General features: G+C 70.3%; 24 protein-coding genes and 1 pseudogene. 20 read left to right on the top strand and 5 right to left on the bottom strand.

The annotated features are described in order from the left end of the window. Nucleotides 1-11: 11 nt before the first annotated feature. From ACFY36_RS20825 to ACFY36_RS20850, 6 genes and pseudogenes are all read left to right on the top strand, one after another. Complete coding sequence (locus ACFY36_RS20825; protein WP_499747636.1) at nt 12-881, top strand: beta-keto acid cleavage family enzyme; 870 nt, start codon at nt 12-14, stop codon at nt 879-881. Between the two features lies 1 nt (nt 882). Continuing rightward, entirely contained in the window at nt 883-1,791 is a 909-nt protein-coding gene (locus ACFY36_RS20830) for an asparaginase (protein ID WP_499747637.1), read from the top strand. Between the two features lie 69 nt (nt 1,792-1,860). Then, nucleotides 1,861-2,250, top strand: a pseudogene (locus tag ACFY36_RS20835) (helix-turn-helix domain-containing protein); the annotation flags it as partial. Next, complete coding sequence (locus ACFY36_RS20840) at nt 2,250-2,723, top strand: hypothetical protein (protein WP_499747638.1); 474 nt, start codon at nt 2,250-2,252, stop codon at nt 2,721-2,723. The pseudogene ACFY36_RS20835 and the gene ACFY36_RS20840, both read left to right, overlap by 1 nt. Nucleotides 2,724-2,777: 54 nt before the next feature. After that, nucleotides 2,778-3,095 (top strand): DUF2516 family protein, encoded by a 318-nt coding sequence (locus tag ACFY36_RS20845; protein WP_097317681.1) that lies wholly within the window; start codon nt 2,778-2,780, stop codon nt 3,093-3,095. A 137-nt stretch (nt 3,096-3,232) separates the two neighbouring features. Continuing rightward, nucleotides 3,233-3,976 carry an alpha/beta fold hydrolase gene (locus ACFY36_RS20850; RefSeq protein ID WP_499747639.1) on the top strand — a complete coding sequence of 248 codons (744 nt, stop codon included), beginning with the start codon at nt 3,233-3,235 and terminating at the stop codon, nt 3,974-3,976. 39 nt (nt 3,977-4,015) lie between these two features. Here the strand turns inward: ACFY36_RS20850 and ACFY36_RS20855 are convergent, their stop codons facing one another. Beyond that, nucleotides 4,016-5,032: a hypothetical protein gene (locus ACFY36_RS20855; RefSeq protein WP_499747640.1), complete on the bottom strand. Its 1,017-nt coding sequence runs from the start codon at nt 5,030-5,032 to the stop codon at nt 4,016-4,018. Between the two features lie 174 nt (nt 5,033-5,206). On the opposite strand from ACFY36_RS20855, the gene ACFY36_RS20860 reads away from it, so the two are divergent. Next, complete coding sequence (locus ACFY36_RS20860) at nt 5,207-5,623, top strand: hypothetical protein (protein WP_499747641.1); 417 nt, start codon at nt 5,207-5,209, stop codon at nt 5,621-5,623. A 24-nt stretch (nt 5,624-5,647) separates the two neighbouring features. Continuing rightward, on the top strand, nt 5,648-6,481 hold the full coding sequence (locus ACFY36_RS20865) for an EI24 domain-containing protein (RefSeq protein WP_499747642.1): 834 nt from the start codon (nt 5,648-5,650) through the stop codon (nt 6,479-6,481). On the opposite strand, the gene ACFY36_RS20870 is transcribed toward ACFY36_RS20865, so the two are convergent. From ACFY36_RS20870 to ACFY36_RS20880, 3 genes are all read right to left on the bottom strand, one after another. Beyond that, nucleotides 6,446-7,456 (bottom strand): LacI family DNA-binding transcriptional regulator, encoded by a 1,011-nt coding sequence (locus ACFY36_RS20870; RefSeq protein ID WP_499747643.1) that lies wholly within the window; start codon nt 7,454-7,456, stop codon nt 6,446-6,448. The genes ACFY36_RS20865 and ACFY36_RS20870 overlap by 36 nt on opposite strands. A gap of 6 nt (nt 7,457-7,462) precedes the next feature. Beyond that, the gene (locus ACFY36_RS20875) at nt 7,463-8,890 is read right to left on the bottom strand and encodes a GH1 family beta-glucosidase (protein WP_499747644.1); all 1,428 of its coding nucleotides are present in this window, start codon (nt 8,888-8,890) and stop codon (nt 7,463-7,465) included. Nucleotides 8,891-8,993: 103 nt separating this feature from the next. Next, nucleotides 8,994-9,725: a maleylpyruvate isomerase mycothiol-dependent enzyme family protein gene (locus tag ACFY36_RS20880; protein WP_499747645.1), complete on the bottom strand. Its 732-nt coding sequence runs from the start codon at nt 9,723-9,725 to the stop codon at nt 8,994-8,996. Between the two features lie 69 nt (nt 9,726-9,794). On the opposite strand from ACFY36_RS20880, the gene ACFY36_RS20885 reads away from it, so the two are divergent. Next, the gene (locus tag ACFY36_RS20885; protein WP_499747646.1) at nt 9,795-10,814 is read left to right on the top strand and encodes a UDP-N-acetylmuramate dehydrogenase; all 1,020 of its coding nucleotides are present in this window, start codon (nt 9,795-9,797) and stop codon (nt 10,812-10,814) included. 1 nt (nt 10,815) lies between these two features. Here the strand turns inward: ACFY36_RS20885 and ACFY36_RS20890 are convergent, their stop codons facing one another. Next, on the bottom strand, nt 10,816-11,310 hold the full coding sequence (locus ACFY36_RS20890; RefSeq protein WP_499747647.1) for a CAP domain-containing protein: 495 nt from the start codon (nt 11,308-11,310) through the stop codon (nt 10,816-10,818). A 401-nt stretch (nt 11,311-11,711) separates the two neighbouring features. On the opposite strand from ACFY36_RS20890, the gene ACFY36_RS20895 reads away from it, so the two are divergent. The 11 genes from ACFY36_RS20895 (at nt 11,712) to ACFY36_RS20945 (ending at nt 20,648) form a co-directional block, all read left to right on the top strand. After that, nucleotides 11,712-12,410, top strand: a complete 699-nt coding sequence (locus ACFY36_RS20895; RefSeq protein ID WP_097317690.1) for a response regulator transcription factor — start codon at nt 11,712-11,714, stop codon at nt 12,408-12,410. Nucleotides 12,411-12,501: 91 nt separating this feature from the next. Then, complete coding sequence (locus ACFY36_RS20900) at nt 12,502-14,862, top strand: chemotaxis protein CheW (RefSeq protein WP_499747648.1); 2,361 nt, start codon at nt 12,502-12,504, stop codon at nt 14,860-14,862. Between the two features lies 1 nt (nt 14,863). Beyond that, nucleotides 14,864-15,301, top strand: a complete 438-nt coding sequence (locus tag ACFY36_RS20905; protein ID WP_097317692.1) for a chemotaxis protein CheW — start codon at nt 14,864-14,866, stop codon at nt 15,299-15,301. Then, on the top strand, nt 15,301-16,173 hold the full coding sequence (locus tag ACFY36_RS20910; protein ID WP_499747649.1) for a hypothetical protein: 873 nt from the start codon (nt 15,301-15,303) through the stop codon (nt 16,171-16,173). The genes ACFY36_RS20905 and ACFY36_RS20910 overlap by 1 nt, the downstream gene beginning before the upstream one ends. Nucleotides 16,174-16,187: 14 nt before the next feature. Continuing rightward, nucleotides 16,188-17,378, top strand: a complete 1,191-nt coding sequence (locus ACFY36_RS20915; RefSeq protein WP_499747650.1) for a protein-glutamate methylesterase/protein-glutamine glutaminase — start codon at nt 16,188-16,190, stop codon at nt 17,376-17,378. Beyond that, nucleotides 17,375-18,220 (top strand): CheR family methyltransferase, encoded by an 846-nt coding sequence (locus tag ACFY36_RS20920; protein WP_498655701.1) that lies wholly within the window; start codon nt 17,375-17,377, stop codon nt 18,218-18,220. Before ACFY36_RS20915 ends, ACFY36_RS20920 begins: the two co-directional genes overlap by 4 nt. 7 nt (nt 18,221-18,227) lie before the next feature. Further along, on the top strand, nt 18,228-18,614 hold the full coding sequence (locus ACFY36_RS20925) for a response regulator (RefSeq protein WP_097317696.1): 387 nt from the start codon (nt 18,228-18,230) through the stop codon (nt 18,612-18,614). Next, nucleotides 18,611-19,096 carry a chemotaxis protein CheX gene (locus ACFY36_RS20930; RefSeq protein ID WP_499747651.1) on the top strand — a complete coding sequence of 162 codons (486 nt, stop codon included), beginning with the start codon at nt 18,611-18,613 and terminating at the stop codon, nt 19,094-19,096. The genes ACFY36_RS20925 and ACFY36_RS20930 overlap by 4 nt, the downstream gene beginning before the upstream one ends. Then, nucleotides 19,093-19,455: a response regulator gene (locus ACFY36_RS20935; RefSeq protein WP_097317698.1), complete on the top strand. Its 363-nt coding sequence runs from the start codon at nt 19,093-19,095 to the stop codon at nt 19,453-19,455. Before ACFY36_RS20930 ends, ACFY36_RS20935 begins: the two co-directional genes overlap by 4 nt. A 7-nt stretch (nt 19,456-19,462) precedes the next feature. Beyond that, a complete protein-coding gene (locus ACFY36_RS20940; protein WP_499747652.1) occupies nt 19,463-19,951 on the top strand; it encodes a hypothetical protein in 489 nt (162 codons plus the stop codon). 121 nt (nt 19,952-20,072) lie between these two features. Next, on the top strand, nt 20,073-20,648 hold the full coding sequence (locus ACFY36_RS20945) for a flagellar hook assembly protein FlgD (RefSeq protein WP_499747653.1): 576 nt from the start codon (nt 20,073-20,075) through the stop codon (nt 20,646-20,648). The last annotated feature ends 23 nt before the right edge of the window (nt 20,649-20,671 follow it).

Raw genomic sequence — 20,671 nt, forward strand, 5'->3', positions numbered from 1 at the left:
GGATCGGTGCCATGACCGGTACCGTGATCACCGTCGCTCCGACCGGCGCCGAGAGCAGCAAGGCAGCCGTACCCGCGCTGCCCGTGACCCTCGACGAGCTCGTGGCGACCGCCAAGGAGTGCGAGGCGCTGGGCGCCTCGATCATCCACGTGCACATCCGTGACGACCGCGCCGAGCCGACCCTCGATCAGGGCCGGCTCCGCGCGACCGTCGCCGCGTTGCGCGAATCGACCGACCTGATCGTGCAGCTGTCCTCGGGCGGCGCCGTCACCGACCCCGAGTCCGGCCGGCTGGCCGTGCTCGACGCCGGACCCGAGATGGCCTCCTGCACGATGGGCACCGTCAACTTCGGCGACGGCGTCTTCCTCAACCGCTGGGAGTTCATCGTCGACCTGCACACCCGGATGCAGGACCGGGGCATCGTGCCGGAGTACGAGATCTTCGACCTGGGCCAGCTCGCCACGCTCCAGCGCCTGCTCGGGCAGCACGGCCTGCCGTTCGGCGGGCACGTGCACGTCGACCTGGTGATGGGCGTGCCGGGCGGCATGCCGGGCACGCTGGCCGCGCTGGCCGCCTGTGAGCAGGCCATCCGCGATCTCCCGGCCGGCACCACCTTCTCGGCCACGGGCATCGGCCGTACGGCGATCCCGGTCATCCTGGCCTCGCTCTCGGCCGGCGGCCATCTGCGGGTCGGCATGGAGGACACCGTCACGTACGCCAAGGGCCGCCCCGTCGAGTCGAACATGCAGCTGGTGGCCCGCGCGGCCGGCTTCGCCCAGCTCGCTCAGCGCCCGCCGCTGACCACCGCCGAGACCCGTGAGCTGCTGGGAGTCCCCCCGTCCAACCACCCCGCCGCCGCCCTTGATCGGACTAGAGGCTGAAATGATCATCGCTGAGGTGGTGCGCTCCGGTTTCGTCGAGAGCGTGCACCACGGTTCGGTCGCTGTCCTCGGCGGCGAGAGCCGCGGAGACGTCACCAGCCCGGTCTTTCCCCGGTCGTCCAACAAGCCGATGCAGACCGTCGGCATGCTGCGCGCCGGCCTGGTGCCCCGCGACGCCGCCGACCTGGCCCTGATCAGCGGCAGCCACTACGGCGAGCCGTTCCACGCGCGGCGGGTCCGGGAGATCCTCGAGGGCGCCGGCCTGGATGTCGGCGCCCTGCGCTGCCCCACGGCCCTGCCCCTCGCCGAGAAGGACCGGGACGCCTGGGTCCGCGGCGGCGGCGGTCCCGAGCGGGTCCTGATGAACTGCTCCGGCAAGCACGCGGGCATGCTCGCCACCTGCGCGGCCAACGACTGGCCGCTGGAGACGTACCTCGACCCGAAGCATCCTTTGCAGGTGGCGATCGCCGAGGCGGTGACCGATCTGACCGGCGAGCCGATCGCCGCGACCGGGGTCGACGGCTGCGGGGCGCCCGTGCTGGCGATGTCGCTGACCGGCCTGGCCCGCGCGTTCCAGCGGCTGGTCGAGGCCGATCCCGGCACGGAAGAGCGCCGGGTGGCCGACGAGATGCGGGCGCATCCCGAGCTCGTGGCCGGCACCGGGGCCGACGACACCGTGCTGATGGGCGCGGTGCCGGGCCTGCTGGCCAAGGGTGGCGCCGAGGGTGTCGTGGCGGTGGCCGTGCCGTCGGTGGGCGCGATCGCCATCAAGGTCGACGACGGTGGCATGCGGGCCCGGACGCCGGTACTGCTGGACGAGCTGCGCCGGCTCGGCGTGACCGTGCCGGTGATCGAGGAGCTGGTGCTGGGCGGCGGGGAACCGGTCGGGGTGGTCCGCCCGGTCCGGTGAGACGTCTCACGCTAGCTCTTGTTAGCACTTTGCTTGCAAGAGCTAGCACTCCGCGCTACCTTCGAACGCATGGCCGCACCGAAGGATCTGCCTCAGGACATCGGTGGTTTCATCCGTGACCTGCGGCAGACCGCCAAGATCTCGCTCCGCCAGCTGGCCGACAAGGCCGGTGTGAGCAACCCGTACCTGAGCCAGATCGAGCGCGGCCTGCGCAAGCCCAGTGCCGAGGTGTTGCAGCAGATCGCCAGCGCGCTGCGGGTGTCGACGCCCGCGATGTACCTGCGCGCCGGCCTGCTGGACAGCGAGGGTCAGCAAGGGGTGCTGGCCGCCATCGCCGCCGATCCCGAGCTCACGATCGCGCAGAAGCAGTCGCTGTCACAGATCTACGAGACGTTCCGTAACGAGAACCTGCGCAACCAGCCGGCCGACGAAGCCCCGCAGACCGTCGAGGAGACGACATGACCGAGCAGACCAACACCCGCTTCCCCGCCCCGATCTACGCCGCCGCCGGCGCCGGTGACCTCGCCTACCAGCAGCTCCGCAAGCTGCCGGCCGTGGTCAACGTGCTGAGCGAGCGCGCCGCCGCCTCTCTGCGCACCTACAACGAGCAGGCCGGCACCAAGGCCGCCGAGCTGCGCGACAAGGCCGCCACCACCGACTTCGACGCCCTGCGGGGCAACGCGGCCAGCGTGGCCACCTCGTTCGCCCAGATCGCCCAGGACCGCGCCCTCGCGGCGTACACGGCCCTGGTCGCCCGTGGCGAGCGCGTCGTCGGCACCGGTGTCGTCGAGGCCGCCGACGTGGTGAACGCCGACATCGAGACGACCGAGGAGACCAAGGTCCTCGAGGCCGCCGACGCCACCAAGGAGGTCGCGGCCGCTCCCGCGACGCCGAAGCCGCGCAAGCGCGCCCCGAAGTCCGACACCAAGTAGTCATGATCCGCGGGGCTCGGCAGTCGCTGGGCCCCGCGGCATAGACTTCTCCTCATGGCCTCTTCCGCGCCGATCTTCTACGACGACGTGCTCGTCTATCTCGGCCTGCTCCTGCTCATCCTTTCGCTGGTCGTGCAGGCGGTGGCGCTGATTCACTGCCTGACCCAGCGCGGTGACGGGTTCCAGGCCATCGGGACCTTGCCGAAAGGCGCCTGGGCGGCGATCCTGGCCGTCTGCATCGTGCTGACCCTGCTGCTCGGCAGCGGCGCGACCGGCATCTTCAGCCTGATCGGCATCGCCGCCGCCCTGATCTACCTGCTGGACGTCCGCCCCGGGCTCAAGGATCTGTCGGACGGCAAAGGCTTCTGGTGAGGCGGTTCGGCCCGCCCCCGCCCGATGGCGGGCCTCGCCTGCTGCGTGCCGATTCCACGGGTCCGCGTTCCGGGCGGCCCACGCTTCCCGGTCCGCCGACCGAGATCATTTCAACCCCTTCCGGTGTACGCCTGGAGATGCTCACGACCGGGGTGGGTGAGCCGGTCACCGTGTTCGCGCATGGACTGGCCGGTGACATCTCGGGCACCCGTCCGCTGGGCTCGGCCGTCGCCGGCCGGCGGGTCTTCTTCCACTTCCGCGGCCACGGGCGGTCCGAGGCGCCGGCCGGTCCGTGGAGCTTCGGCGACCTGGCGAGCGACCTGCGCTCGGTGGCCGACCTGACCTCGGCGACCCGCGCGGTCGGCGTGAGCATGGGCTCGGCGGCGCTCTGCCGGCTGCTGAGCGAGACCCCTGACCGTTTCGAGCGGGTGGTCCTCTACCTTCCCGCGTCGCTCGACGGCACCCGCCCGGCCGCGGCCGAGGAACGGGTGGAGCGGCTCCTGTCCGCCGTCGAGTCCGGCGAGGCGGCGTCGATCGCCGCGGCCGCCGAGAGCGAGCTTCCGCCGTCGGTGCGCAACACGCCGACCGGCTGGTCGTACCTTCGCCAGCGGGTCGAGCAGTTGCAGCGCGACGGCCTGGCGGCCGAGCTGACGACGCTGTGGCACGAGCCGGCGGTCGCCTCTCCCGAGACGTTGCGCGCGTTCTCCGGCCGGGCGCTGGTGATCGGCTGTCTCGGCGACGAGGTGCACCCGGTGGCCTGGGCCGAGCAGGTGGCCGGCCTGCTGCCGGGCGCGGAGCTGCACGTCTACGACCGGCCTGCGGTGTTGTGGAACAACCGTCGCGAGCTGCGCGAGCGCGTCTCCCACTTCCTGAACGCATAGAAAAGGGCCCGCGTGAGCGGGCCCTTTCTCGCGTCGAACTCAGCTGTTGAGCGTGATCTGGCGCCAGTTCAGGCCGCTCCAGTTACCGACCTTGTCGGCCGCCTGGTACTGCGGCTCGATGATCCAGCCCTTGGTCAGGCCGGTGACCGGCACCGACCAGGTGCCCGAGGCGGAGACCGCCGACATGCCGAAGACGCTGTCCGGCAGCGTGTTCAGGTTCTGGCCGGTGTAGCGGACCCAGCTACGGGCGCCGAAGTTGTAGTAGTACTCGACGCCGGAGGTGTTGTACTTCCACAGGAAGACGGCGGCGATGTCCGCCCCCGACTGGCTGTCGCTCGCGGTGCCCCGGATCGTCGACCACGAGCTGGCCTTGTTCGGGCTGGCCGGATAGGTCAGCGCGACCGACGGCGCGGTCGCGTCGGTGACCACCGACAGCGGGGCCGTGGTGACCGGAGCCGCCTTGCCCTGCTTGTTCTTCACCGTGATCTGGGGACGCCAGGTGCCCGGGCCGAACCAGTGCTCGACCGTGGTCGAGGTGCCGTCGCGCAGCAGCGTCCGGGTGCCGTCGCCCCAGCTGGCCCAGGTCGCGTCGGAGTTGGCCGGCACGCCGCCGGCGTTCCAGACGGCGAGGTTCTCATAGGACTCGTACGTCCAGACGGTGGAGTTCTTCCACGAGTACGTGCCGGCTGGCGCGGTCACGGCGACGGTCGAGCCGGCCGGGAACGTGCCGGTGCCGGCCGCCTCGCCGTCGCTCAGCGCGACCTCGATCGGATAGCTCCGGGCGGTGGTGTACTTGTGGGTCCACGACGTCACGGCGCCGGTGGCGACCGTCGTGGTGTTGTCGCCCCAGTTGATCGTCTGCGTGAGCAGCGCGGGGTCGGTGACGTCGTCGTCGGTGAGCGCGGTCTGCGTGAGCGTGACCGTCTGACCGGGCCAGATCGCCAGACTGTCCAGGGTGTAACTGCCGACGGGCGCGGCGCCGGCCGCGAGCGCGGGAGTGGCCACGCCGACGATGCCGGCGGCCAGGGTCAGAGAGAGGAGTGATGCGAGCTTCATGGTGTACCCCCGTGGGCGTGCTCTCCCGTCCCGACAGAGGGGAGCCAGCGGACAGTACCGGCACCGACCGGAATTGATCAACCCCGTTCTGCCCGCCGGGCCGTAACCTTTCGCGCCTGTGCGGCTGTTGTTCACAGCGTGCGGTTATCCCCTAAATCAGTTTTTTTCGGACTCGTGGCGTTGGGCCTGCCCATCGCGGTGTCGATCGGATGGTCGCTGGCCGCCCCGGCCAAGCGCCCGGCGGCGGTCGGCCTCCCCGGCGGTGAGGGCGCCCTCGGCTCCGCTCCGCGGCCCGCGGACACCACGCCGATGACCACGGTCCGCTACTCGCCCCGGCCGGACCGCCCGGTCCCGGCCACGCCGACGGTGACCCCGTCCGCTCCCGTGACCTCCGCGGCGGCCACGCCCAGCGCGACGGCGACCGCCGTTCCGGCCACGACGACGACCCCCGCGCCCGCCACCACCACGTCGGAGCCGCCTCTGCCGCCCCTGACGCTGCCGCCGGTGCCGACCCCCACCGAGATCACCACGACCGCACCGCCCAGCGAGCCGGCCGACCCGAGCACCGGACCGAGCCCGTCGGCGACGTGATCCCAGGCCCTAAAATGCCGGGTTGTGAACGTTGACGCCAAGCCGCTCGGGGCGGCCCGCAGGTTCCTGATCGGGGCCGGGCTGCTCGCCCGCGGGCTGGGCATCCTGCTGCGCCGTCCCAAGCTGCTCGCGCTCGGGCTGATCCCGGCCCTGATCGCGGGCGTGCTCTACGCGACCGCGCTGTTCTTCCTCATCGACTTCCTGCCCGAGCTCTCCGACGCGGTCACCTGGTTCGCCGACGACTGGGGCGAGACGTGGGGCGACCTGGTGCAGGTGCTGGCCGGCGCCGGGCTGCTCGGCGTGGCCGTGGTGGTCGGCGTGCTGTCGTTCACCGCGGTCACGCTGCTCATCGGCGACCCGTTCTACGAGCGCATCTCCGAGCTGGTCGAGGATCAGCTGGGCGGTGTGCCGGACGCCGTGGAGACCGGATTCTGGCCGTCGCTGGGCCGCAGCCTGGTCGACTCGCTGCGCCTGATCGGACTGTCCATCCTGGTCGGCATCCCGCTGTTCCTGCTCGGCTTCCTGCCCATCGTCGGCCAGACCGTGATCCCGGTCCTGGGCGGCGCCGTCGGCGGCTGGCTGCTGGCGGTCGAGCTGACCGGCGTCCCGTTCCAGCGCCGCGGCCAGCGGTTGCGCCACCGCCGCGCCGTGCTGAAACAGAACAAAGCCCTGGCCCTGGGCTTCGGCGTGGCCGTGTTCTGCTGCTTCCTGATCCCGCTGGGCGCCATCCTCCTCATGCCCGCCGCCATCGCGGGCGCCACCTTGCTCTCCCGCGAGGTGCTGGGTCACCCGACGGCGGCCGGGCGGGCGAGTGCGGCGGCGTCAGGCGGAGTCGCGGACCACCAGCTCGGTCGGTAGGACCACCGCGTCGGGCAGGCCCGGGTCGCCGTTGATCAGGCCGAGGAGCTGGCGGGCCATCGTGCGGCCCATGTCGGCGATGGGCTGGCGGACCGTGGTCAGCGGCGGGTCGCTGTATCGGCTGATCTCGAAGTCGTCGAAGCCGATCACGGCCACGTCGCCGGGGACGCGGCGGCCGGCCTGGCGCAGGGCGGCCAGGGCGCCGTGGGCCATCATGTCCGAGGCGGCGAAGACGGCGTCGATCGCCGGGTCGGCCTCGAGCAGCGAACGCATGGCGGCCAGGCCGGATTCGCGGGTGAAGTCGCCGAAGGCGGTGCGCTGCGGGAGGCCGGCCTCCTCCAATGTGGCCCGATAGCCGGCCAGCCGGTCGATGCCGGCCACCATGTCCTGCGGGCCGGCGATGGTGGCGATGCGCTTGCGGCCCCGGGCGACCAGATGACGTACGCCCGCGGCGACGCCCCCGAAATGGTCGACGTCCACATAGGGCACCTCGGCGCCGCCGATCGGGCGGCCGCTGCAGATCACCGGGATGCCGAGCCGGACCAGCGTGCCGGGCAGCGGGTCGGCGCCGTGCATCGAGGCGAACATGACGCCGTCGACGTGGCCGGCGACCGCGTACCGCTCCACCCGGTCGTGGCTGCGGGCCGAGCCGGCCATCATCAGCACGAGCTGCTTGTCGGCCGCTTCGAGCTCGACGCCGGCGCCGCGGATGATCGCCGGGAAGAACAGATCGTCGGAGAAGACCCGGTTCGCCGTCTCCGGCAGGATCAGCGCGATCGATTCGGTGCGCTGGGTGACGAGGCTGCGGGCGGCCTGGTTGGGCACGTAGCCGAGCTCGTCGACGGCCCGGTTGACCGCCTCACGGATGGAGGCGGCCACCGAGGTCGATCCGTTGACGACGCGGGAGACGGTCGCCCGGGACACCCCGGCGCGGCGCGCCACTGCTTCCAGGGTCGGCCGCTCCCGCGTCACCACAAAAGATCACCCTTCGTCAGAACCCGGCGCCGCGATGCCGTTGCGCCGGATCACCTCCCGGTACCACTTCGCGCTGTCCTTCAGCGTCCGCTGCTGGGTGGCGTAGTCGACGTGCACGACCCCGAAGCGCTTGCGGTACCCCTCGGCCCACTCGAAGTTGTCCATCAGCGACCAGACGAAGTAACCGCGCAGATCGACGCCGGCCGCCAGGGCATCATGGCAGGCCCGCAGGTGGCCGTCGAGGTACTCGACGCGGCGGGTGTCGTGGACCTCGCCGTCGGCCGACGGTCCCTCGGGATAGGCGGCGCCGTTCTCGGTGATCATCAGCGGCGTGCCCGGGTAGTCCTCGTGGATCCGCTTGAGGTGGCTGGTCAGGCTGGCCGGCTCGATGAGCCAGTTCATGTCGGTGACCGGGCCGTTCGGCGCGCGGTAGGCGATGCCCTCACTGCCCGGCTGGTCGAGCGCGGCCGGGGTTCCGGGCTTCGCCGAGACGTACGCCGGCTGGTAGAAGTTGATCCCCAGCACGTCGATCGGCGCGTTGATCGTCTCGAGGTCGCCGTCCTTGATGATCGAGGACGGGTCGACGAACCGGGACATGTGCTCGAGCACGTCGGCCGGATATTCGCCCTTGAGCAGCGGGTCGTAGAAGATCCGGTTGGAGAGCCCGTCGATGATCCGGGCCGCGTCGCGGTCGGCCGGATTGTCGGCGTCGACCGGGAAGACGACGGCCGGGTTGATCGTGATGCTCACGCTGCGGGCGCCGGCCGAACGCAGCGCCCGGGCGGCCAGGCCGTGGCCGAGTAGCAGGTGGTGCACCGCGGTCAGGGCGGCGGCCGGCTCCTGGCGGCCCGGCGCGTGCACCCCGCTGCCGTAACCGAGGTAGGCCGAGCACCACGGCTCGTTCAGCGTGGTCCACGTGCCGACCCGGTCGCCGAGGCGGCCGTACACGATCTGGGCGTACTCGGCGAAGGCCTCCGCGGTCTCACGGTTGGGCCAGCCGCCGCGGTCCTCGAGGGTCTGCGGCAGGTCCCAGTGGTACAGGGTGACCGTCGGGTCGATGCCCTTGCCGAGCAGCTCGTCGGTGAGCCGGTCGTAGAAGTCGAGGCCCTTGGCGTTGACCGGGCCGTTGCCGTCGGGCTGGATCCGCGGCCAGGCGATGGAGAACCGGTACGACTTCAGGCCCAGGTCCGCCATCATCGCCACGTCCTCGACGTAGCGGTGGTAGTGGTCGCAGGCGACGTCGCCGGTGTGCCCGCGGTAGACGCGTCCCGGCGTACGGCTGAAGGTGTCCCAGATGGACGGGCCGCGACCGTCCTCCCGCGCCGCGCCCTCGATCTGGTACGACGCCGTGGCGGCGCCCCAGATGAAGCCGTCGGGGAAGGTGATCCCGGCGAGGGCCGGCTCAGCCGACGTGGAGGTGACGGTTGCCGTCATGCGTTCCCCGCTTCCTGGGTGTGCTGCTCGTAATCCGAACTTAACCGGTTCATCATAGGGACGGAATCGGTCCCGGGATGGTCCGTAAGTCGAATTTAAGCCGTTACCCAGCCTGCAAGGCGGCGATCAGCCGAGGGTCTCCGGTGACGACCAGGCGGTCGGTGCGCTGCCGCCCCATGAGCACCAGCAGCAGGTCACTGGCGGTGCCGGTGGCGTGCGCGCGGGCGTGGTGATCGTCGTCGTCGAGGATCGTGCTGGTGTCGAGCAGCGCCACACCCATGCCGCGCAACCGGACGAACCACTCATGTCCGACGTCGTTGGCGACCAGGTGGACCACGCCGCGCAGATCGGTCGGCCCCGTGCGGCGGCCCGCCGGCAGCCAGGTGTCGAGCACCTCGCCGATGCCGTCGGCGGCCAGCTTGGTCTCGATCGGGGTGGGCCGGCCGACGGCGGACTCGGCGTCCCAGCGGCGCAGCGAGATCTCGTGCGCCGTGCGGCGGTGCCAGAAGCCGGCCGTCTTCGCCTGTGGCGCCCAGTTCCAGGCCGGGATGTCGGCCTCGAGCGCTTCGAGGGTCTCGATGGTGCCGGTGAGCTCGCGGCGCAGGCCGTCGAGCTGGGTCTCCCAGTCGGGGCGCGGCGGCACCGGCAGCTCCTCGGGCCGGGTGGTGACGCCCCGCGGCGTGTAGTCGCGGACGAAGCGCAGGAACGAGGTCACCTGCTCGACCAGCGGCGCCGCGGCCTCCGGACCCGCCTGAGCGACGGCGTCCTGGAGCGCGGGGCTGTCGGCCCGCAGTGCCGCGAGCCAGAAGTCTTTCGTCGCGTGCAGCCTGTTCATCGCGATGCTCTCCGCTCCACCGGACCGCCGATGAGATGCCCCGAACCCGTTGAGCCTAGGGTTGGTGCCGTGCATGACCTTAGTGCCGCACCGCAAACCGACCTGTCGGCGTACACGACGCTACGCCTCGGCGGGCCACCCGGCGAACTCACGATGGCCACCGAAACGGACGAACTGCTGTCTTTGGTGCGTAAAGACGCGCCGATCCTTCTTCTGGCGGGCGGCAGCAACGTCGTCATCGGCGACGAGGGCTTCGGCGGCAGCGTCGTGCTGATCCGGACGCGGGGGATTCGCGAGGTTTCGCCGGGCGTGCTGCGGGTTGCCGCGGGCGAGCCCTGGGACGATTTCGTCGCGTACGCCGTGACGAACGGTTATTCGGGTGTGGAGTGCCTGTCCGGCATCCCGGGCTCGGCCGGCGCCACCCCGATCCAGAACGTGGGGGCGTACGGGGCGGAGGTCGCTCACACGATCGTGGCCGTCCACGCGTACGACCGGCGGAGCGACACGGTCCGCGCCATGACGCCCGAGGAGTGCGGCTTCGCCTATCGGGCCAGCGTCTTCAAGCACAACGACCGCTACGTGGTGCTGGAGGTCGACTTCCGCCTGGAGCGCTCGGACGAGTCGGCGCCCATCCGCTACGCCGAGCTGGCCCGCAACCTGGGCGTCGAGGCGGGTGACCGGGTGCCGCTGCTGCAGGCCCGCGAGACCGTGCTGAAGCTGCGCGCGGGCAAGGGCATGGTGCTCGACCCCGACGACCGGGACACCTGGTCGGTCGGGTCCTTCTTCACCAACCCGGTGGTGAGCGCTCAGGAGTGGGCGGCGCTCGGCCTCGAGGCGCCGCACTGGCCCGGCGCCGGCGGATCGGTGAAGATCCCGGCGGCCTGGCTGATCGAGAACGCCGGCTTCCCCAAGGGCTTCGCCGGCGACGGCGTCGCGATCTCGACCAAGCACACGCTGGCCCTGACCAACCGCGGCACGGGCACGACGGAGTCGCTGCTCGCCCTGGCCCGCACGGTCCGCGACGGTGTCCGCGACCGCTTCGGCGTCGAGCTGCACCCGGAGCCGGTGCTGGTCAACTGCCAGCTCTGAATCACTCCCAGCCGAAGACCTGGGTGTAGTACGGCACCCCGTTCGCGGCGTAGACGACGCCGGTGCCGATCGAGTGGGCGCCGCAGTTGAGCATGTTGGCGCGGTGCCGCGGGCTCGCCATCCAGGCGCCGACGACCTCGCTCGCGGTCCGGTAACCCCAGGCGATGTTCTCGCCCGACGGCTGCTCGTATCCGGCCTGGTGCGAGCGGCGCACGAAGGTGGTGCCGTCGTTCCAGACGTGGCTGAACCGGCCGGTCCGGGCCATGTACCAGCTCTGCCGCACCGAGGCGACGATCAGCTCCTGGTCGACGGAGAGCTGTCCGCAGCCGTTGGCCGCCCGCTGCTGGTTGGTCATGGTGACCACCTGGGACATCAGAACCGCCGGGGCCACCGCGCTCGGTGTCAGTGGGGGCGCCGGCACGACCGCCTGGGCCGCGCCGGCCGTCGCGAGCAGAAGAGCCGGAGTGACGGCGAGCGGTAAGAGACGTCGCAGCACAGGTGCCCCCAATCCCCGAATGCGCGGGCCGAGTCGCCCACCAGGCCTATCGCATCCGTTTATCGGGCGTACGTCCCTTCTTTGCCCGAAACCGGAATAGACGTCGGTTTTCGTGTCACGCTGAGGGGATTCAGGCGTGACCGGGGGCCGAGCAGGTCCTCCGGGTGGCGCGGAGAACCCGCCCCGGCGGGCGATTAGCCCGCTAAACTGTCACTGTCCGTAAATAGGCCGTGACATCACGCTATCGTGGGTTTGCGCGGTTGGTTCCGAAGCTCGCGGTCGCGAGTGACGCCGAGCAAGACATCGATCTTCCACCGGACGCCGAACACGGCGTGCCCGGGCGGACGGTCGTGCCCGGACGGCAGTGCGCGAGCGAGGGGTGGGGGCAGGGTGAGCACAGCATGAGTCGCCTACTCGTGGTCGAGGACGATCCGGACATCGCGCTCGCCCTGCGGTTGCTTTTCAGCCGTGCGGGTTACGAGGTGGCGCACGCCGGAGACGGCCGGACCGGTCTCAAGGAGGCGTACGCCGAGCACCCCGACCTGGTGGTGCTCGACGTCGGCCTGCCCGAGATGGACGGCTGGCAGGTGCTCGAGCGGCTGCGTGACGTCTCCGACGTCCCGGTGCTCGTGCTGACCGCGCACGGCCAGGAGGCCGAGAAGGTGCGCGGCCTGCGCGGCGGCGCCGACGACTATCTCACCAAGCCGTTCGCCAACAACGAGTTGCTGGCCCGGGTCGAGGCCCTGCTGCGCCGCTCCTCCAGTGGGCAGAACAGCTGGGCCAGCCAGGTCTACGACGACGGGCTGGTGCATCTCGACCCGACCAAGCGCCGGGTCTACGTCAAGGGCGACGAGAAGCGCCTCACGCCGACCGAGTTCCGGCTGCTGAACGCGCTGGTCCGGCACGCCGGCGCGGTGCTCAGCCCCAATCAGCTGCTGACGCAGGCGTGGGACGACCCCACCGGCATCGGACAGGAACGGGTGAAGTTCGCCGTGCTGCGGCTGCGCCGCAAGCTCGGCTGGTCCGATCCCGACGACTCACCCATCGAATCCGTCCGCGGGTTCGGCTACCGCTACCGCCGTCCGGGCGGAGAGGGCTGAAATTTCCCATTCGGTCGACCTCCGGGTGTCCTCAGATGTCGCGTTCAACCGTCGATGAGGGCTGTGGGAAGGCGAGCAGGAGGTAGTAAGCGTGGAAGACCTTGGTGAAATCGTCGGCGAATTCCTTATGGAAAGCCACGAGAACCTGGACCAGATCGACCGTGACCTGGTGGATCTGGAGCAGGAGCCCAACTCCCGCGATCTGATCTCCCGAATCTTCCGGGCGATCCACACGATCAAGGGCACCAGTGGCTTCCTGGCGTTCACGCGCCTGGAGACCCTCGCCCATGCCGGCGAGTCGCTGCTGTCCAAGCTGCGCGACGGCGTCATGCCGGTCACGCCGTCGACGATCACCACCCTGCTGGCCACGATCGACGGTGTGCGCTCGATCCTCGCCTCCATCGAGGAGAACAGCAACGAGGGCGACGTCGACATCGAGAGCATCATCGCGCAGGTCCACGCGCAGATGAACGCGGGCGCCGAGCCCGCGCCCCCGGCCGAGCCGGCGGCCGCGGCCGAGGCCGAGGCCGAGGCCGAGGAGGCGCCCGAGCCGATCGCCGAGACGCCCGCCCGGCCCGCGCCGGAGCCGGTGGAGAACCAGCGCAAGCCGGTAGGCGAGATCCTGGTCGAGTCGGGCGCGGCCCAGCCGGCCGACGTCAGCTCCGCCCTGCAGCAGCAGATCGAGGGCGACGAGCGCAAGCTCGGCACGATCCTGCTCGACGAGGGCAAGGCGCAGCCGGCCGCGGTCAACGAGGCGCTCCAGCAGCAGGCGCCCAAGCGCAGCATCGCCGACAGCGCCATCCGCGTCGACGTCGACCTGCTCGACACCCTCATGAACATGGTCGGTGAGCTGGTGCTCGCCCGTAACCAGCTGGTCCGCGGCGTCATGGAGATCGGCGACGCCACGCTCGTCCGCAGCGCCCAGCGGCTCGGCATGATCACCAGTGAGCTGCAAGAGGGCATCATGAAGACCCGCATGCAGCCCATCGAGCACATCTGGTCGAAGCTGCCCCGAGTCGTCCGCGACCTGAGCAACTCGCTCGGCAAGAAGGTCGAGCTCGTCATGGAGGGCAAGGAGACCGAGCTCGACCGGAGCCTGCTCGAGGCGGTCAAGGACCCGCTGACCCACCTCGTGCGTAACGCCGTCGACCACGGCATCGAGGATCCGGAGCGCCGGGCCGCGGCCGGCAAGGGGCCCGAGGGCACCCTGACGCTGCGCGCCTATCACGAGGGCGGCCACGTCGCGGTCGAGGTCGCCGACGACGGCGCCGGCCTGAACGTGGACCGCATCGCCCAGAAGGCCGTGGAGAACGGCCTGCTGCGGGCCGAGCAGATCCCCAACATGGACAAGCGCGACATCATGGCGATGGTGTTCCAGCCCGGCTTCTCCACCGCGGCCAAGGTCACCAACGTCTCCGGCCGCGGCGTCGGCATGGACGTCGTCAAGACCAACATCGAGAACATCGGCGGTGCGGTCAGCGTCGACTCGACGCCCGGCGAGGGCACGGTCTGGCGGCTCACCATCCCGCTGACGCTCGCCATCATCCAGGCCCTGACCGTCGACTGTGGCGACCAGCGCTACGTCGTGCCGCAGGTGGCGGTGCTCGAGCTGGTCTTCATCGACGGACAGTCCACCAAGATCGAGTACGCGTCGGGCGCGCCCGTCTACCGGCTGCGCGGCAAGCTGCTCCCGCTGGTGCGCCTGGACAAGGCGCTCGGCTTCGAGGTCGCCGGCGACCAGGGCGTCTACATCATGGTGCTGCAGGCCGACGGCCGGCGGTTCGGCCTGGTCGTCGACCGGGTGCTGAACACCGAAGAGGTCGTGGTCAAGGCCCTCAACAGCAGACTCAAGGACATCGGCCTGTACGCCGGCGCGACCATCCTGGGCGACGGAAAGGTCGGCCTGATTCTCGACGTGTCGTCGCTGGCCCGGCGCAGCCATCTGGCCGCCGACGCCGAGCGCAAGGGCATGGACTCGTCGTCGCGGGCCGCGGGCGTGGCCGGCACGGGCGAGCGCCTGCTGGTCACCGCGGTCGGCGAGCGTCGGGTGGCGATCCCGCTGGACACCGTCACCCGGCTCGAGGAGTTCCCCCGGGACCGCATCGAGCACGCCGGCTCGCGGGAGGTCGTGCAGTACCGAGGGCAGATCCTGCCGCTCGTGCGCTTGTCCCACCTGCTCGGCGCGTACGGCGAAGAGCCCGAAGGAGACACGGTGTCGGTGGTCGTCTACAGCGAGGGCGGGCGCAGCGTCGCCCTGGTCGTCGACCGGATCGTCGACATCGCCGAGAACTCGACCACGGCCCGCCGCGACGCGGAGGAGGACGGCCTTGTCGGCACTGCGGTGATCCAGCAGCGGGTGACCGAGCTGCTCGACGTCCGCCGCGCCATCCTCGCCGCCGACCCGAACTTCTACACCGACCTGGAGAACGACGAGATGTTGGTGGAGGCCTGAGATGGCGAGCCGGCAGTTCGCCACCTTCGAGGTGGCCGACCAGCTCTTCGGCGTCGAGGTGCACACGGTGCAGGAGGTGCTCTCGTACAACGAGTACACCCCCGTGCCGCTCGCGCCGCCGGCCGTCGGCGGGCTGTTCAACCTGCGCGGTCAGGTGATCGCCGCGGTCGACCTCCGGGTCCAGCTGGGGCTGGTCCGCAAGGCGCTGCAGGGCCCGGTCATGAACGTGATCCTGCGGGGTGACGGCGAGCCGGTCAGCCTCGTGGTCGACAAGATCGGTGAGGTGGTCGACCTCGACGAGGCGACGTTCGAGCCGCCACCGGACACGCTCAGCGGCCCGACCCGGGAGCTGGTGGTGGGCACGTTCAAGCTGGACGGCCGGCTGATGCTGGCCCTGGACGTCAACCAGGCCGTCGACACGCACCGCGCCACCACCTGATGTACAGCCTCGTCAGCGCGCCGGTGCTCGGCTTCGACCTGACCCGCCTCAGCGGCGGGTCGGCGACGGCCGAGGTCGTGCTGCGCGGACTGCGGTTGAGCGCGGACGACCTGCCGGTGCTGGCCGAGCGCCTGCCCGACGAGGGGGTCCGCGGACCGCTCTGGGTCGAGGTGGAGAGCGCGGCCCGCCGGATGCCCTCGCTCAAGGGGATGTCCAAGGACGACCCGGCGGGCAGCCTGGCCCTGGTCGAGCGCGCGCCCATCGGCTCGGTCGACGCGCTGCTGACCTGCGTGCGCTACGACGTGATGGCCTGGACCTGGACCGGCGCCGGCCGGGACGCGACGCAGTCCGAGGTGGCCGCCGCGGCCACCGGCCTGATCTGCGACGCCGCCGTGGCCAGCTATCTGCGCGAGGTGCTCGACTCGGACACCCGCCGGCGGCTGGGCGCGGGCTGGGTGGCGGCGATGCGCCGGCTGCCCACCGGCGCCCCGATCGACCTGGGCCCGCACCACTACACGGTCTCGGCGCTGCTCGACCGGTTGCGCTCGTTGCGGTCGGCGGATCTCAGCCGGCTGGTGTCCTCGGCGGAGGACGCCCGCCGCAACGCCGGCGGCTGGTCGCCGGCGGTGCATTCCGCCTCGTGGGCGGCTTATCTCTCGGATCGGGTCCGCACCGCCGCCGCGGCGCAGATGCTGTTGGTACAGGCCGTGGACACGGCCGCGATCCCGCTGGCCGACCGGGCCGGCGGCGTCTGGAACATGCTCAGCGGCGCGGTGCAGGCGCTGGTGGTGCGGGATCTTCTGGATACCTCCACCGCCCATCGCCTTCTCGCACCTGTCGTCGCCGCTCTCGGCCCCGCGTGGCTCGGGTGAGGGGAGGTGGTCAGATGATTTCGGTCCTCGTCGTGGACGACTCCGTGGTGGTCCGGCGTTTGATCGTGGACGCACTGGGCGGTGCGGAGAACATCGAGGTCGTCGGCACGGCTTCGAACGGTCAGCTGGCGCAGGCCAAGATCGACCAGCTCAAGCCCGATGTGATCACCATGGACATCGAGATGCCGCAGATGGACGGCATCGAGGCGGTCCGTGAGCTGCGCAAGCGCCACAAGCACATCCCGGTGATCATGTTCAGCACGCTGTCCGCCTCGGGCGCGACGGCGACGCTGGAGGCGCTCTCGGCCGGCGCCACCGACTACGTCACGAAGCCCAGCAACGTCGGGTCCGTGAACGAGTCGATCGCGGCCGTGCGCAACGAGCTCGTGCCGAAGATCTACGCGCTGGCCGGCCGGAAGCGCCCGGGCGCCGCGCCTCCGAGCGCGCCGGCCCGGCCCGGCGCCGCCCCTCCGGCCCGCCCGGCGGCCACCCGGCCCGGTGCGGCTCCGCCCCGCGCGGGCCTGCCGCCCTCGGGACCGGGACGTCCCGGAGCGGCGCCACCCGGCGCGGCACCGGCCCGTCCCGCCAAGAAGGCGGGCGCGGGCGGCCGGGTCGACATCCTCTGCATCGGCTCCTCCACGGGAGGACCCGACGCCCTGACCAAAGTGTTGCAGGGCCTGCCGTCGGACTTTCCCGTGCCGATCGTGGTCACCCAGCACATGCCGCCCGTCTTCACCAAGATGTTCGCCGAACGGCTGGACCGCAGCACTCCGCTGCGGGTGGTCGAGGCCGGTGACGGGATGGAACTGACGCCCGGGTGGGCGTACATCGCACCGGGAGACAACCACCTGGTGTTCCACCGCCGGGGCACCGCGACGCTGACCCAGCTCAGCGGCGCGCCGCCGGAGAACTCCTGCCGCCCGGCCGTGGACGTGATGTTCCGGTCGGTGGCGGCACTTTATGGCGCTTCGGCGTACGCGACCGTGCTGACAGGAATGGGACACGATGGACGAGGTGGTGCGAAAGTGCTGAGAGACGCGGGCGCCGAGGTGCTGGCGCAGGACGAAGCCACCTCGGTGGTGTGGGGCATGCCGGGCGCGGTCGTCGGGGCCGGGCTGGCGGACGAGATCCTTCCGCTCGACCGGATCTCGGCCCACCTGGTCAACCGCATCAAGAGCGGCCGATCGGCGGCGGTGGCCCGATGACTCTCTCGCAAGCCGAGTTCGCCTTTGTCTCGCAGCTCGTACGGCGTGAGGCCTCGATCGTGCTGGCCCCGGGCAAGGAATATCTGGTCGAGGCCCGGCTCATCCCGGTCGCCCGGGCCGTCGGCGCGGCGAACGTCACCGAGTTCCTGGCCGATCTCCAGCGCCGGCCCAACCCACAGAACCAGCGCAAGATCATCGACGCCCTGACCACGAACGAGACCTCGTGGTACCGGGACCGGGAGCCGTTCTCGGCGCTCACCGACGTGGTCCTGCCCGAGCTGATCAAGTCGCGCGGGGCGACCCGCAAGATCCGGATCTGGTCGGCCGCCAGCTCCAGCGGCCAGGAGGCGTACAGCCTGGCCATCACTCTCTCGGAGAACCTGCCGCCGGGCTGGTCGTTCGAGATCATGGGAACCGACATCTCGACCGAGATGGTCAAGCGCGCCGAGACCGGTGAGTACAGCCAGGTCGAGGTGAACCGTGGGCTTCCCGCCCAGCAGCTCGTGCAGTACTTCGAGCGGGCCGGCGCGCACTGGCGGATCAACGCGAATCTGCGCCGCAACGTGTCGTTCAAGTTGATGAACCTGACCGCGCCGTTCCCGGCCATGCAGCCGTTCGACGTGATCTTCCTGCGGAACGTCCTGATCTATTTCGACGTCGCCACCAAGCGCAACGTGCTGCAGAACATGGCCAAGGTGCTGCGGCCCGACGGCTGGCTCTTCCTGGGCGCGGCCGAGACGACGATCGGTATCGACGACAACTACGAGCGGGTGGCCGCCGGCCGCACGTCCGCCTACCGAGCACGTACCGGAGCGCCCGCGGGCGCCGCGAGAAGGGTGTGAAGCCGCGATGCGCGCCATGGTGATCGACGACTCCCGCGCGATGCGCATGATCCTCAAGCGCATCGTCTCGAAGCTGGACTTCGAGGCACTGGAGGCAGGCGACGGCCGTGAGGCCCTGGACCTGCTGGCCACCCTGGATGAGGTGCCCGAGCTGGCCCTCATCGACTGGAACATGCCCAACATGAACGGGCTCGAGTTCGTCACGAACGTCCGGGCTGATCCGCGTCTGCGAGAGATGACGCTGGTCATGGTCACCACCGAGAGCGAACAGAGCCAGATCGTACGAGCGCTCGCCGCGGGCGCTCACGAGTACGTGATCAAGCCCTTCACCGAGGGCGCGATGATCGAAAAACTGGCCCTGCTGGGCCTCGTCCCGACCGGAGCGAATTCATGAGCGTCGAAGTCGAGGTCAACGAGAACGACCTCGCCGAGATGGTGGAGCAGGTGTGGGAGTCGTACCTGGATCCAGAGGGCATCAGCCCGCTGATCCCGACGTACGACGAGAACCAGCCCTCCGAGGTGCACTCCTCGGTCTCCATCACCGGATCCTGGACCGGGCACATCGTGTACGCCTCCTCGACGCCGGCCGCCCGCCGGGCCGCCGCCGCCTTCCTCGCCATGGAGATGGACGAGGTCAGCGAGGAGGACGTGTCGGATGTGCTCGGTGAACTCGCCAACATCGTTGGCGGCAACGTGAAGGCCATGCTGCCCCCGGGAGCACTGCTCTCCCTGCCGCAGGTGGTGCTCGCGCCCGAATCGACCGCTCGCTTTCCCAACACCGAACGCATCAGTGGCGTCTACGGGGTCTGGGACGGCGAACCGGTGTCCATTTCCATGTGGCAGAGCCGCGGCGACAACAAGGAGGGCGCGGAATGAAGATTCTCATCGCTGATGACAGTCGGGTGATGCGGCAGATCGTGGTCCGCACGCTGCGCCAGGCCGGCTTCGGCGACCATGAGCTGATCGAGGCGGCGGACGGCCAGCAGGCGTTCGACATGGCCAAGTCGGAGAACCCGGATCTGGTCCTCTCGGACTGGAACATGCCCGGGATGACCGGCATCGAGGTGCTGCGGCAGCTCCGGGCCGCCGGCAACGACATCAAGTTCGGTTTCGTGACATCGGAGAGCACGCCTGAGATGAAGGATCAGGCCGACGCCGCCGGTGCGCTTTTTTTCATCGTGAAGCCCTTCTCGGCTGAGCGATTCGATGAGGTCTTCGCTCCTATTTTGGGATGATTACGACATGTCTGATGTCTCGGTTCTTCCAGGCACCCTGGCCGTCCGCAACCTCTTTGAGGACCTGCTCGGCCGGGAAGTGACCGTCAGCCCCGGCGACCCGCTCTCCGCGGACGAGGTCAACACCTCGACGATCGCCATCTTCACTGACAACGCACAGCAGATCTACGGCGTGCTCGGGATGGATCTCACCCTGTCGGCCAACGCCGGCGCCGCCCTCGGCCTCCTGCCGGCCGGCGCCGCGGAGGACAGCATCGACGAGAAGAAGCTCTTCCCGAACCTCGCCGAGAACGTCTTCGAGCTGTGCAACGTGCTGACCAGCCTCCTCAACCGGGAGGGCGGCCCGCACATCAAGATGTACCAGGTGATCTACCCGGGCGATCCGCTGCCGGCCGACGCCCGCGCCCACCTCATGGCGCTCGGGCGCCGCGTCGACCTCACGGTCGAGGTGAACCGGTACGGAAAGGGAAAGTTCAGCCTTTCCCTCGCGCCGTGATCCGACGAACGAAGAAAACGCGGGGCCGCCTTTCGGGGCGGCCCCGCGTTTTTTGTCGCTAAGCAAATCCGCAGACCTGTCGAAGCGTAGTTCGAGCTAGCTATAAGGACAGGAGTGCGTGATGACCTCACCGACTTCCGGCTCCACGGGACCATCGGGAACATTCGGCGCAGGGGCCGCCGCCGCCGCGGGCAAGGCCGCCGTTCCCGAGAAGCCCAAGTCGCTCGGCGACAAGGACACCTTCCTCAAGCTGCTGGTGGCCCAGCTGAAATACCAGGATCCCAGCAAGCCGGCCGACTCGACCCAGTTCCTCGCCCAGACGGCGCAGTTCACTCAGGTCGAGAAGCTGGGTGAGGTCGCCGACATGCTCAAGGGGCAGCAGCTGGTCGGCGCCAGCTCCCTGGTCGGCAAGACGGTCACCTACATGGACGAATCCGGGGCCAAGCTCACCGGAGTCATATCGGCGGCGAAGCTCAACGGCGACAGCGAACCGACTCTGCGGATCGGGAACACGGAAGTGCAGCTGTCCAAGGTCATGGAAATCCAGACGCAGGCGGACGCCGCGGCCCAGGCGGCCGCGATGGCGGCGCCGCTCACGCCGCCGGCGGGAGCACCACCGGCGGCGGCGCCTCCGGCGCCGAAGCCCGCTCCGGCGGCCGCGCCCACGGACAAGACCTCAGAGACACCCCAGCTGTAATCCTCAACCGCGAAGGACCTGAC

The sequence above is a fragment of the Actinoplanes sp. NPDC000266 genome (assembly GCF_042899005.1).
Classification (GTDB): Bacteria; Actinomycetota; Actinomycetes; order Mycobacteriales; family Micromonosporaceae; genus Actinoplanes.